The organism is Acidobacteriaceae bacterium (genome assembly GCA_028283655.1).
In the GTDB taxonomy this organism is placed as follows: Bacteria; Acidobacteriota; Terriglobia; order Terriglobales; family Acidobacteriaceae; genus Granulicella.
On sequence record JAPWKE010000003.1, the window covers coordinates 101,148 to 113,367 of the forward strand.

Below are 12,220 nucleotides of genomic sequence, written 5' to 3' on the forward strand. Positions count from 1 at the left end.
ATACTGTCATGTCCTTGGTGCTTATCGATGGCACGAGCGTTTTTAGAACAGTAAGTGCTGCGCGTGTTGCGGATGTGATTTGCTATTTGAATCGGAGCAACGGTGTGTTTTCCGCAAGTGATTGATTCCTTGATGCGTGGCTTTTCTTCCTGTAGAAACGACCGATGAGGCACATCTCGTGGAGCGATGCGTGCATCTACAATCACTGAACCGCTTGCTGCGCATGACGCTGGCAAGGGAATTGGAGAAGAGATGAAATTCAAGATTGCTTCAGGTCTCGTTCTGTCTGCGTTGCTTGCTGGTGCTCCTGTCGTGGCTTTGGCACAGCATCATGATGATCACGATAACCACGGTGGAAGCCCCCATGGTTATGTGCAGCATAACGATTGGCACAAGGGTGGACGTATGCCCTCCGGTGACTGGAACCGTGGAGCTCGTGTGGATTATCGCTCGCACCATTTGAACGCTCCTCCTCGTGGTTACGAGTGGCGCGAAGTGGACGGTAACTACGTCCTCGCTGGCATCGCTACCGGCATCATTGCATCGACGATCATTGCTTCGTCAGTTCACTAGACTGCTGTTGAATCGCGAAAATAATAGAGGCGGATTGAGAAATCAATCCGCCTCTATCGTTTTAAGCATTGCAGGGTGTGCGCTTTTTGTTGGCGATTTCCCGTGATCGTCAGGCCTGCAGGAGTGCGTGCAGGTCGAGGGGGCGAGTGTACATGGTGAGGTTGCCGCTGGCGTCGAGGGGCCACTCTTCGCGGGGACGGTCCCAGTAAAGTTCGACGCCGTTGCCGTCAGGGTCGCGGAGGTAGAGAGCTTCACTGACACCGTGGTCGGCGGCCCCATCGAGCGCGATGTTGGCCTGCATGAGGCGGCGGAGAGCGTCGCCGAGTTCTGCGCGTGTGGGATAGAGGATGGCTGTGTGAAACAGGCCGGTGGCGCCGAAGGGCGGCTGCTGGCCGTTCAGGCTCTCCCAGGTGTTGAGGCCGATGTGATGGTGGTAGCCCCCTGCAGAGAGGAACGCGGCCGAGGTGCCGAACATCTGCATGAGCTGAAAGCCGAGTACGCCCGAGTAGAAGGCGAGGGCGCGCTCAATGTTGGCGACCTTCAGATGGATGTGGCCAATGCGGACGCCGGGGTGGATCGGTGGGGTAGCCGCGGGTGATTGCGTTGTCGATGCCATATAGCATCCGATGCGACGGAGCGTGGCAGGACGCAAAAGCGCGGTGACGTCTGCGTCATTTTGTCGCGCTAAGAGGCTTGTCGCAAGGCCAAAAAACTCGCGTAGACTAAGGCCACTTTTTCGAAGGAGGCGTTACGGTATGCGGAAGTTCTTTGGCTGGCTGGTGGGCTTGGTGACATTGGTTGTGATCGTGGTGCTGATTGCGGCTTCCCAGAAGCCGGATACGTATCGTGTCGAGCGCGGCATAGATATCAATGCGCCGTCGAGCAAGGTTGCGCCTCTGGTGCAGGACTTCCACTACTTTGCGCTGTGGTCGCCGTGGCAGCATCTTGATCCCAAGATGAAGGAGACATACTCGGGTGCGGCTTCGGGAGTGGGTGCAGTGTTGGCCTGGGAAGGGAACAAGGACGCAGGTTCGGGGCGTATGGAGATTCTGCGCGCGGTGCCCCTGGAGACGGACGTCAAGCTTGATTTTTATAAGCCGTTTGAAAGTTCAAGCAGCGTGACGTACACCATGACTCCGCTGGCTTCGGGAGGCACGCATGTGGTGTGGTCGATGAGCGGAGCGATGCACCTGCCGGAGAAGGTGATGTGTCTGTTCAAGAACATGGACGCGATGATTGGCCCGGACTTTGAACGCGGACTGGCGAAGATGAAGCAGGTGGCTGAAGACCCTACGCAACCGTAGTTGGTTTGCGGCTTAGGTCAGGTGGCCGTGTGGCTGAGTGGGCAGCGTGAAGTGGAAGGTGGAACCTTCGCCGAGCGTGCTGGTGGCCCAGATGTGGCCGCCGTGCTGCTGCAGAATGGAGCGGCAGATGGCGAGTCCAAGGCCTGTGCCACCCATGGTGCGTGAGTCCGAGGCATCCACTTGTTTGAAGCGTTCGAAGATCTGCTGTAGCTTGTCGGCAGGAATGCCGCGACCGTGATCCTGAACCTCAAGGATGGCTTCATCCGGTGCAACATACTGCGCAGAGAGCCGCACCTCGCTAGGCAACGTTGCGGTGGTGGGCGAGAACTTGATGGCGTTGGAAAGAAGGTTCGTCAACGTCTGCAGAATGCGGTCCGGATCAGCCCATACCATCACGTCGTTCGGCTCGATCTGGAAGCGGATGTTGGCCTTCTGGGCTGTCGCCTGCATCAGGTGTGTGGCTCGCTCAAAGAGTTCGGCGACAGAGCATTGGACCGCGTGCATCTCCGATTTGCCGGAACCGATGCGCTCCAGATCGAGGATGTCGTTGACGAGGCGGCCGAGGCGGTCGGTGTTGCCGATGGCGATGTCCATCATCTGCTTCATCTTCTCGGGACGTGAGCTGAGCGCGCCGCCGCTGATCAGACCAAGGGCCGCTCGCAACGAAGTAAGCGGTGTACGCAGTTCATGAGAGACAGTCGAGATGAACTCGTCCTTCATGCGGTCGAGCTGGTTGCGTTCTGAGATGTCAGAGAACGCGACGACGACGCCGACGGCGCGTCCTGAGATGGGGATTCCGTCCACCATGGAACCGACGGTTATGGAGGAAGAGGACGCAGGAGGCAGCGCTGTGATGTGCGCTCCGGAAACGGTTGTCACGGCCTGGTTCGACTCCCATGCTGAGGGTGCAGCGCTCTCGCCAATGAAGCTGTCGTCCGTGGCTTCAATCTGCGGTCGCGCGACGTACTCCACGGGGAAGCTTGTGCCGTCCTTGCGCCAGAAGACTTCGTTGGAGACGCGGATCGAAGTCATGTTGCGCAGCGTCGCCTGGATGGGGCATTCGCTGATAGGGCATGGTGTGCCGTCTGCGCGAGTGTGGTGGATGAGGTCGTGCATGTTGCGACCGAGCATCTCTTCCGGCTTGTAGCCGAACATCTGCGCGGCGGCGGTATTGACGACGGTGCAGTTGCCCTGCAGGTCGATGCCGTAGATGCCGTCGCCAACTGATTCGAGCACTGAGTTCGATTGACGGATGAGGGTATGGAGCTTTTCGTCGGCGCGGACCTGGTCCGTGATATCGATGCCGAAACCGAGGATATAGCGTTCGTTGTTCTGAGGTTCGACGAGCCGGTTGCGATAGGCGATGACGCGTTCAGAGGCGTCAGGTTGACGCAGATACAACAGGCCGGAGGCTTCGCCCTGAGCAAGCAGTTCCTGGAAGTACGGCGCAATCTTATGACGACGATGAGGCTCGACAAACTCGGCGAGTGAGTGGCCGATAACCTCGTCTACCGTGCGGCCTGCGAGCTGTGCGCCGAAGTCGTTGATCGACAGTATCGTGCCGGAGAGGTCGTGGGTGCAGACCATGCCGAGCGAACCTTCGACGATCTGCCGATAACGTGCTTCGGATTCGCGGATGGCGCTTTCTGCAACGCGCTGCTCAGTGACGTCGATGCCGGTGGCGATCACGAAGGCGACCTCGCCAAGGGAGTCGACGAGTGCGGTGGCAGACCAGGAGATACGGCGACGAGTGCCGTCGGCGGCCGTCCAGTAGTTTTCGTACGCGGTGGGAAACTCGCCGTTGCGGATGCGTTCGAAGCTTTCGATGTACTCGGGTACATCCTCTTCGGGGATGAGGCGTTCCCAGGCGTACTTGCCGAGGAGTTCCGAGGAGTTATAACCGGAGATGATTTCGCAGGCACGGTTGAAGCGCACGATGCGGCCAGCGGTGTCGTAGACAACGACGAGTGCGCCGACGGTGTCGAGCACGGCAGAGACGAAGTTGCGCTCGACGGTCAGCGCACTTTCGACGCGCTGGCGAGCACGGGTGGCGGTGTCACGCTGGCGCACACGTACGGAAAGCTCAAGGCGCGTGGTGACCATGTGTGCGAGGCTTTCGAGCGCGTCGACCTGCGGCTCTGTAAGCTTGCGCGCTGTGTGGTCCATGACCGAGAGCGCGCCGATAGCGATAGCGTGCGGTGTGAGCACCGGAGCGCCAGCGTAAAAGCGATAGCGGTGGTCTGCCAGCGCGATGCCGCCGGGTGAGTACACCGGGTCGCGACGCGCGTCGGGAATCTGATAAACACCGTCGCCGGCGATCGTGGTTTCGCAGGGCAGAGAGTAACGAGGAGTCGTCGTGGCGTCGATGCCGTGGCGCCCGAGCAGAAGGACCTCATCGTGTTCGATGATGGAGACAAAAGCCACGGGAGAGTTGGTTATCTGCGCCGCGAGACGAGCGATGTCATCGTACGCAGGATCACGCGGCAGTTCGTCGAGCGCATAGTGCTCGAGAGCTGCGAGGCGAGCCTCATCGGATTCGTACAGGGTGGACATCATTCTGCATCCTTAAGCATAGAAATCAGGAGCTTTTCGGGCTGTCCCACTTTCAGGCAAGGTTGCGAACGTCAGTCACCAAAGGGTAACCAAAAATTCATTATGGGAAATCGGAGATGATCTGACGCAAACCGAGAAAGGTCGCAAGGGCGTCAGGGCTTAGGCAGGGCGCAGCAGTCTGCTGCGGCATCGTTGGCGGAGGCGTCGAGGGCGACCTTCCACTGGCCGTTTACCTTCTTCCAGACGGTGATGTAGCGGCCTTCGCGCAGCACGGGCTGGCCGGAGGCGTCGTGGGAGCGGCCGGTGTAATGGCCCCAGGTGAAGCCGGAGTCGCCGGAGGGGCCGATACGCGCGCCGTCGGGCGTCCAGGAGAGCTGGTACTGTTTGGGGTCCCACTGGGTGTGGGAGGCGATGGCGGTGTGGCCGATGAGGGGGGCCTTGCCGTCGGGGAGTTCGATGCCGTCGTCGGCAAACCAGCGAGAGAAGGCTGCTCCGCCGCCCTGGGCGGTGTCGGCGGCAAACTTTGCTTCGAGTTGCAGGAGTTCGAGCTCGCCGGGAGTGGTGGAGGGCGAGGTGAGCGGCTGGGGGGCGCTCGTGGCGGGCTCGGGCGTGAGCATTTGTGCGCGGACGCTGCAGGACGCAACGAGCAGGGCGGCGACGAGAACGGCAGAGCGCAGCATGAGTGAATTTTACGGCGGCCGCTTTGAGCGCGGTTGCGCGTTTACCGTGGCGCTGGTTTTTCCGTGGCTGCGCGAAGGCAGGTCAGGCTGGTATGCTCGGCTGCAAGATGCCGAAACGGATGGAACGAAAAGAGTTGACGGTGATTGCCGTCGCAGTGGTGGCGCTTGCGCTTGGCGCCGGACTTCAGGTGGCTTCTCTGCATGCTGGAATCACGGCTGCATCGCTGCATGTTGCAGGTGTGGTGACCCGCTGGGCAGGTGTGCTGGCGCTGGTGTGGTTTGGTATTCGTCGCAAGAGCCTGACACCCTGGATCTTCGTCGCGATGGTGGCGGGAGCAGAGCTGGGGTTTGACGCACCGCACTTTGCCGTCGACCTGAAGGTCTTTTCGGATATCTTCCTGCGTCTGATCAAGACGATCGTTGCTCCGCTGATTCTGGCGACGCTGGTGGTGGGCATTGCGGGCCACGGCGACCTGAAGGGCGTAGGGCGCATGGGTGTGAAGGCACTTGTGTACTTTGAGGTGGTCACGACGCTGGCGCTGGGCGTGGGACTGCTGGCGATCAATGTGACGAAGGCCGGTGTCGGGTTGACGTTTCCGGCGACGAGCGCGGCTGTGGTGGCGACGGTGAGCAAGCCGCCTGCACAGCATTGGAACGACGTGCTGTTGCATATGTTCCCGGAGAACCTGGCGAAGAGTATTGCCGATGGGCAGATTCTGCAGGTTGCGGTCTTTGCGATTATCTTCGCGATCGCGCTGGCGACATTGAGCGAGGCCAAGCGCGCGCCGGTGATGCGGTTGTGCGAAAGCCTGGCCGAGGTGATGTTCCGTTTTACGAACGTCGTGATGTACTTTGCGCCGGTGGGTGTGGGTGCGGCGATGGCGTACACCGTGGGCAGCATGGGGCTGGGTGTGCTGGTGAACCTGGGCAAGCTGCTGCTGACGCTATATGGTGCGCTGGCGATCTTTGCCGTGCTGGTGCTGCTGCCGGCAGCGCTGATCTTCAAGGTGCCGATTGCGAAGTTTATTGCCGCAGTGGCTGAGCCCGCGACGATAGCGTTTGCAACGGCGACGAGCGAGGCAGCCCTTCCGCGTGCGATGGAGCAGATGGAAGCTCTGGGTGTGCCGCGGCGCATTGTGGCGTTTGTGATCCCGGCGGGGTATAGCTTCAATCTCGATGGGTCGACGCTGTACCTGGCGGTGGCGAGTATCTTTGTGGCGCAGGCAGCGGGGATTCACCTGACGCTGGGGCAGCAGTTGGTGATGATGTTGACGCTGGTGCTGACGAGCAAGGGCGTTGCCGGTGTGCCGCGCGCGACGCTGGTGGTGTTGCTCGCAACAGCCGCGACGTTCAAGCTGCCGGAAGCACCTATCTTTGTGATCCTGGGCATTGACGCGTTGATGGACATGGCGCGCACGATGGTGAACGTGGTGGGCAACTGTCTCGCTTCGGTGGTGGTCGCGAAGTGGGAGGGGCAGTTTGGTATTGAGCCTCTGGACCCGGTGGTAGCTGAAGGCGTAGGACTGGAGCTCGAGGGGTAAAGGGTAGAGAAACGCGAAAGCGGTGGCTGAAGAGGCCACCGCTTTCGCGTTTTGATTTGCTGTCTGGGGTGGGCTGAATCCCTGTTCCCTGAAACTAGAGCTGTGGTTAGTGCGAGGGTGCGGGGATGATTTTCTGGAAGACCAGCCAGTCTTTGAGCAGTGTGGGGAAGGCTGAGGCGGTGACTCCGGTAGGGGAGAGGCCGAAGCCGTGGCCACCGTCCGCGAAGATGACGAGCGAGGCGGAGACGCCTGCGTCCTTGAGCGCACGGTAGTAAACGGGGGAGTTGTTGCCGTAGCTCTTGTCGTTTTCTGCAGCGGCGATGAAGGTGGGCGCGACGTCTTTGGTCGGCACCATGTTCGGGTCCACGGTGTGCTGGTCAGGGTCGACGGCGAGGTAGGCCGGATAGCCCAGGATGACGAAGTCAGGACGCGCGGTGATGGTGGCGAGGACGTCCTTGGCCGCAGGCGTAGACAGTACGTGGTCGTTGTCGTAGTGCATGGAGAGGTCGGCGGAGAGGTGGCCTCCTGCAGAGAAGCCCATGACGCCAATGTGGTGCGGGTCGATGTGCCACTCCGCAGCGTGCGAGCGGACGATGCGGACGGCCTGCTGCGCGTCTTCGAGCGGGGCGAGGTTGTCGTGGTAACGCTGCGGCCACGGGACGCGGTACTTGGCGACCGCGCAGAAGACACCCAGCTGATTGAACCACTGGCAGGGGAGCACGCCCTCGTGAGTGTAGGCGAGACGCTGGTAGCCTCCACCGGGGAAAACGACGACGGCGGAGCCGGTGGGCTTGATGCCAGCAGGCACGGGATAAAGCGCGAGCGTGGGAACGGTGACGTTGGAGACGCGTGTGACATTGATGCCGGGGTAGAGAGGGCTGGTGCCGTCGACGCTGGACTCGGCTTCCTTGGTTTGTGGAGGCTCCGGCGTGCCGTGAGGCCAGAGTGGAAGCGTCTGTGCGGAAGCTGTGCAGGCGGCGAAGGCGATCACGGACGCAGAGGCGAGGTGAAGAGCGGAGCGGGACAGACGGTTCAGCATGGACGCCATGGTACTCCGATGGTGTGGCGATTGGCTTTGGAATGCAAAGGAAAACGGCTGCGTCCGAGGACGCAGCCGTTTGGGTGATGCCGGTTCGCTTACTGCACCTTGAGGGTGAAGGTCGCGGTCTTGGTGTAGGAGGTGGACTTGGCAGTGACGGTCACGGTCGACGAGCCGACTGGGGTTCCGTCGTTGCCGCAACCGGTGATGCCAGCCAGCGTGAGGCCGAAGGCCAGAACGATAGCGAGCGTTCCGATGCGCGAGCGCATGCGGCGACGGAAGGCCAGAGGCAGAGCGAGCAAGCCAAAAGCCAGTGCCGTTTCACCACCATGCTTGCCGAAGGGCGAGCTGTTGTGGTGGAGAGCAGCGTTGTCGACTGCGATGGTCACGGTAGAGGTTCCCGAGCCGGTGAGGCTGGCCGGAGAGAACGAGCAGCGCGATCCCGAGGGCAGGCCCGAGCAGGTGAGAGCAACCGTCTCGCTGAAGCCGTTGACAGCCTGAATGCCGACGGTCATGAGCTGCGTCTTCTGCTCAGCAGAAGCTGTCAGTGAGGTGTTGCTGAGGATCAGAGTGAAGTCAGCAACCGGAACCGGGACGATGGTAACCGGGGCGGGTGTAGCCGTCGTATAGGGGGTGGTGTAGGTCGTGTCGCCGTTGTAGGTTGCGGTGACAGAGTGAGATCCGAGAGCGAGCGTGGTGGTGGTGTAGGTCCAGGTGCCGTTGCCGGTCGAGGTGCCTGCGCCAAGCGTGTTGCTGCCGTCGGTGAAGGTGACTGTTCCGGTCGGGGTGCCGACGTTGCCACCGAAGACCGCAGTAAAGACCACGCTGGTTCCGAGCGTCGCCGAAGATGTCGATGCGGAGATGGTTCCGCTGGTGATCTCAGGCGGGGTGGTAGCGTCCTGCACCGACAGCGAAGCGGTAGCTGTGGAGCTCAAGCTGTTCGAATCCGTAGCCTTGAAGGTGATGGTGTAGCTGCCTGTCGCAACTGTTGTCGGGATGGAGTACGTGTAGCTGTAGGTGCCGGTGCCACTTGCTGTTAGAGCCTGGGTGGCCGATCCGCCGATGCTGCTGAGGTCAACAGTTTCGGTTGTCAGGGCGCCGGTTCCAGGAGCGATCGCCACGCTAAAGGCGACGGGGTTGCCGGCAACGATGCTGGAGGGAGTCGCAGTAGCGGAGGTCAGGGTGGGGGCGACGGCTGTGCCTGCGCAGGGAGCGGTTGTTGAGGCCAAGTCGTGCGGCACAGCAGAGGTAGATGTAGAGAAATCGGTCGAGTTGTTACCCGTGTTTGTGCAGGTAACCGTACGTACGCTTGCCGAGGTTGCCGCGATTGTGGGGGCGGCACCTGTGCCCTGGTAGCAATTTGCGGCAGAGCTGCCGACATAGTCAATAATTGCTGAATTAACGCAGGCCGTTCCATTGAGTGTGATCGTCAGTGCGGTGGTATTGTTCACGAGAAACACTTTGCCACCTGCACCAGCCATGGAAAAAGAACCAACGGCTGCTGTTACGTCAGCCGCGACCGGGAGAGCTGCCCCCGTATAGGTTGCCGTCGAGCTTCCCGTGGGACCTGCAATCAGGTAGTACTGGCCCGGAGCCAGAGTGACTCCGCTGGGGATCGCTACAACGTTTGTCGCTGTGGTCGCTGTTTGCCCAGTCGACATGTACTGGACAGACCATCCGCCGATGCTTTGGGTGGTTCCACTCATGTTGAAGAGCTCAACATAGTCCTGGCTGTACAGATAATTGCTAGCTGTGCCAGTACCGCCTCCACCGCCAAATACTTGCGAGATCACGACAGTTGATGAGGTCGATTGAGCCGACGCAAGACTGGACGCTGCGAAAAGTACAAAAACAGCGGCACACAAACGCCGCATGGCGCGTGGAGCAACAGTAAATAGGGACATGGAGGCAATCCTAACCCGTCGAGGAGGCTTTTGTGTGTAATTTTGCGTCAAAAAAATGTGAGCGCGGTGGATTGCCGCTCTGATTGGTACACTTGATCGTTAGGCGTCCGGAGTGGGTGCCCCTGGATTTGAGCAACATGAGTGAGTATTTGAGCCGGATCAAGTCTCCGGCAGATGTAAAGAAACTCGGAATGGTTGAACTGGAACGGCTGGCGGAAGAGATTCGCGAGCGTTTAATCCAGGGTGTGGCCAAAACCGGCGGACATATCGGGCCGAACCTTGGCGTGGTGGAGCTGACCATTGCCATGCACTACGTGTTCGATACTCCTCAAGACAGCTTCGTTTTCGACGTGAGCCACCAGAGCTATGTTCATAAGCTGCTTACCGGGCGTGAGGATCGTTTTGACACGATTCGTCAGCCGGGCGGCTTGAATGGCTTTATGCTTCGGACAGAAAGCGAGCACGACAGCTTTGGCGCAGGACATGCCGGAACAGCTCTGAGCGCAGCGCTGGGCATGGCCGTGGCGCGCGATATGAGCGGTGGCGACGAGCATGTGGTGGCGCTGGCGGGAGATGCGGCGTTTACCAACGGCATCAGCTTTGAGGCGTTGAACAATGTGGCTGCCCAGACCAAGCGGCTGATCATTGTGCTCAACGACAACGAGTGGTCAATTGATAAGAACGTCGGCGCAATTGCGGAGTACTTCCACAAGATTGCGACGAACCCGACGTATGTGAATCTGCACGAGCGCGTGACCGACCTGCTGCATAAGTTCGGTGGCGATGCTGCGCGTCATGTGGCACGCAAGGCAGAGGAAGCGGCCAAGGGTGTGATCGGCCGCAGCATGATCTTTGAAGAGTTTGGCTTGAACTACTATGGCCCGATCGATGGCCATAATCTGCCGCTGCTGATCGAAACCTTCCAGTTTCTGAAGACGCAGAACCGGCCGGTGATCCTACATGCCTTGACCCAGAAGGGCCGCGGCTTCCAGCCTGCGCTGGACAAGGTCAAGAAGTTCCACGGACTGGGACCGTATGACCCGGCGACGGGCGAGACCAAGGCTGTTGGTCAGAAGACGTACTCGGAGATCTTTGCCGAGAGTCTGAACAAGCTGGCGGACATGGATCGCAATGTTGTGGCGATTACGGCTGCGATGCCGAACGGCACCGCGCTCGATGTCTTCCGTCCAAAGCATCCTGATCGCTACTTCGACGTAGGCATTGCGGAAGAGCATGCGGTGTTGTTTGCCGCAGGTATGGCGACAAAGGGCTATCGACCGTTCTGCGCGATCTACTCGACGTTCCTGCAGCGCGCGTTCGACCAGGTGGTGCATGACGTTGCCTTGCAGGAGTTGCCGGTTGTGTTCTGCATGGACCGTGGCGGTTTGAGCGGCGATGACGGTCCGACGCACCACGGACTCTTCGACATCAGCTATCTGCGCAGCGTTCCAAACCTCATCCACATGGACCCCAAGGATGAGGATGAGATGCAGGACATGATGTTCACCGCGCTGAAGCACAATGGCGCAAGCGCGATCCGTTATCCGCGAGGAACGGGGCCGGGCGTTGCGGTGAAGGATGTTCCGGTAGCACTTGAGATCGGCAAGGCTGAGGTGATCCGCGATGGCTCGGATGTAGCGATTTTCTCGCTGGGCAATATGCTGCCCGATGCGGAAAAGATTGCTGCCCAGTTGACGGCGGAAGGGCATTCGGTCGCGGTGATCAACGCTCGCTTTGCGAAGCCGGTCGATGCAGAGTGCGTGGTGAAGTATGCGCGCCGTTGCGGTCTTCTGGTAACGCTGGAAGATCATGTGCTGGCGGGTGGCTTTGGCTCGGCTGTGCTGGAGACGCTGAACGCTGCCGGGCTTGAGACGCCGGTGGTTCGCGTGGGCTGGCCGGATGAGTTCATCGAGCACGGTAAGCCCGAGGACCTGCGCAAGAAGTATGGTCTTACAGCGGAAGCAGCGCTCGAACGTGTGCGTCCGCTAATGCGTAAACCGGTTTCAGCTTAGTCAATTCTTTCGTTCGAACAGCCCGACATCTTCGATGTCGGGCTGTTCGCTTTTTGGTCATCAGGCGAAACGAGTTCCAGCCGACTGGGCTGCTCTGGCGAGCAGAGGTAACGTTCGTTCCTGGCGTATGCGAAAGGCGTAGGCCAGGGCGCGGCGGGCGATGAGGAGGTTCGCCAGCGCGCCGAGAGGGCCGAGCGGAAGCTCATAGGTGATGTCGTCGGTGACGCGAGTGCCAGGGCGGCCGTCCGGGCCGGGTTCCGGCTTCACAGAGTGGCAGTGGCGCCAGCTCTTGAAGGGACCACGGAGCTGTATGTCGCAGAAGCCTTCGTTCCAGCGGAAGTCTTCGATCAGGGCTTCCCAGCCACCGCGCGCTGGTATGCGAGGGAGTGCGCGGGCGCTGATGAGGATACGGCTGCCGTTGCCAGCAACGATGCCGGGAAACCGCGGTGAGTCGAGTGGGCGCGGAGGCGGAGGGGCAAAGGACCCCTCCTCAATGCGGACCTGCTGCCAGGGTGGCATGAGACGGGGGAGATTTTCAGGATTCGCGAAGAAAGCGAAGACCAGTTCCGACGGGTAGGGAAGCCATTGCTCTGCGTGGAATCGGTGAGGCATCA

General features: G+C 60.4%; 10 protein-coding genes. 4 read left to right on the plus strand and 6 right to left on the minus strand.

Translation table 11 applies throughout. The features are described from left to right. Nucleotides 1–186: 186 nt before the first annotated feature. Nucleotides 187–573, plus strand: coding sequence for an RcnB family protein (locus tag PW792_03220; GenBank protein ID MDE1160940.1), 387 nt, complete (start codon nucleotides 187–189; stop codon nucleotides 571–573). 109 nt (nucleotides 574–682) lie between these two features. Here PW792_03220 and PW792_03225 read toward each other — a convergent pair whose 3' ends face one another. Next, nucleotides 683–1,189: a VOC family protein gene (locus tag PW792_03225; protein ID MDE1160941.1), complete on the minus strand. Its 507-nt coding sequence runs from the start codon at nucleotides 1,187–1,189 to the stop codon at nucleotides 683–685. A 139-nt stretch (nucleotides 1,190–1,328) separates the two neighbouring features. Here PW792_03225 and PW792_03230 point away from each other — a divergent pair, with 139 nt between their 5' ends. Beyond that, nucleotides 1,329–1,877 carry an SRPBCC family protein gene (locus tag PW792_03230; GenBank protein MDE1160942.1) on the plus strand — a complete coding sequence of 183 codons (549 nt, stop codon included), beginning with the start codon at nucleotides 1,329–1,331 and terminating at the stop codon, nucleotides 1,875–1,877. A gap of 12 nt (nucleotides 1,878–1,889) precedes the next feature. On the opposite strand, the gene PW792_03235 is transcribed toward PW792_03230, so the two are convergent. Both PW792_03235 and PW792_03240 read right to left on the minus strand, forming a co-directional pair. Beyond that, nucleotides 1,890–4,433 carry a PAS domain S-box protein gene (locus PW792_03235; GenBank protein ID MDE1160943.1) on the minus strand — a complete coding sequence of 848 codons (2,544 nt, stop codon included), beginning with the start codon at nucleotides 4,431–4,433 and terminating at the stop codon, nucleotides 1,890–1,892. Nucleotides 4,434–4,582: 149 nt separating this feature from the next. Then, complete coding sequence (locus tag PW792_03240; GenBank protein ID MDE1160944.1) at nucleotides 4,583–5,110, minus strand: nuclear transport factor 2 family protein; 528 nt, start codon at nucleotides 5,108–5,110, stop codon at nucleotides 4,583–4,585. 119 nt (nucleotides 5,111–5,229) lie between these two features. Here PW792_03240 and PW792_03245 point away from each other — a divergent pair, with 119 nt between their 5' ends. Further along, nucleotides 5,230–6,651, plus strand: a complete 1,422-nt coding sequence (locus PW792_03245) for a cation:dicarboxylase symporter family transporter (GenBank protein ID MDE1160945.1) — start codon at nucleotides 5,230–5,232, stop codon at nucleotides 6,649–6,651. Between the two features lie 106 nt (nucleotides 6,652–6,757). Here the strand turns inward: PW792_03245 and PW792_03250 are convergent, their stop codons facing one another. Both PW792_03250 and PW792_03255 read right to left on the minus strand, forming a co-directional pair. After that, nucleotides 6,758–7,699, minus strand: coding sequence for an alpha/beta hydrolase (locus PW792_03250; protein MDE1160946.1), 942 nt, complete (start codon nucleotides 7,697–7,699; stop codon nucleotides 6,758–6,760). 89 nt (nucleotides 7,700–7,788) lie between these two features. After that, entirely contained in the window at nucleotides 7,789–9,594 is a 1,806-nt protein-coding gene (locus PW792_03255) for an Ig-like domain repeat protein (protein MDE1160947.1), read from the minus strand. A gap of 137 nt (nucleotides 9,595–9,731) precedes the next feature. Between PW792_03255 and dxs the strand changes: the two genes are divergently transcribed. Next, nucleotides 9,732–11,606 (plus strand): 1-deoxy-D-xylulose-5-phosphate synthase, encoded by a 1,875-nt coding sequence (gene dxs, locus PW792_03260; protein MDE1160948.1) that lies wholly within the window; start codon nucleotides 9,732–9,734, stop codon nucleotides 11,604–11,606. A 60-nt stretch (nucleotides 11,607–11,666) separates the two neighbouring features. Here the strand turns inward: dxs and PW792_03265 are convergent, their stop codons facing one another. Next, a complete protein-coding gene (locus PW792_03265; GenBank protein MDE1160949.1) occupies nucleotides 11,667–12,218 on the minus strand; it encodes an SRPBCC family protein in 552 nt (183 codons plus the stop codon). Nucleotides 12,219–12,220 lie beyond the last annotated feature (2 nt).

Excerpts from the sequence above, each read along its gene's own strand:
- PW792_03220 (MDE1160940.1), top strand. The coding sequence starts at position 187 with ATGCGTGCATCTACAATCACTGAACCGCTTGCTGCGCATGACGCTGGC.
- PW792_03225 (MDE1160941.1), bottom strand. The coding sequence starts at position 1,189 with ATGGCATCGACAACGCAATCACCCGCGGCTACCCCACCGATCCACCCC.
- PW792_03230 (MDE1160942.1), top strand. The coding sequence starts at position 1,329 with ATGCGGAAGTTCTTTGGCTGGCTGGTGGGCTTGGTGACATTGGTTGTG.
- PW792_03235 (MDE1160943.1), bottom strand. The coding sequence starts at position 4,433 with ATGATGTCCACCCTGTACGAATCCGATGAGGCTCGCCTCGCAGCTCTC.
- PW792_03240 (MDE1160944.1), bottom strand. The coding sequence starts at position 5,110 with ATGCTGCGCTCTGCCGTTCTCGTCGCCGCCCTGCTCGTTGCGTCCTGC.
- PW792_03245 (MDE1160945.1), top strand. The coding sequence starts at position 5,230 with ATGGAACGAAAAGAGTTGACGGTGATTGCCGTCGCAGTGGTGGCGCTT.
- PW792_03250 (MDE1160946.1), bottom strand. The coding sequence starts at position 7,699 with ATGGCGTCCATGCTGAACCGTCTGTCCCGCTCCGCTCTTCACCTCGCC.
- PW792_03255 (MDE1160947.1), bottom strand. The coding sequence starts at position 9,594 with ATGTCCCTATTTACTGTTGCTCCACGCGCCATGCGGCGTTTGTGTGCC.
- dxs (MDE1160948.1), top strand. The coding sequence starts at position 9,732 with ATGAGTGAGTATTTGAGCCGGATCAAGTCTCCGGCAGATGTAAAGAAA.
- PW792_03265 (MDE1160949.1), bottom strand. The coding sequence starts at position 12,218 with ATGCCTCACCGATTCCACGCAGAGCAATGGCTTCCCTACCCGTCGGAA.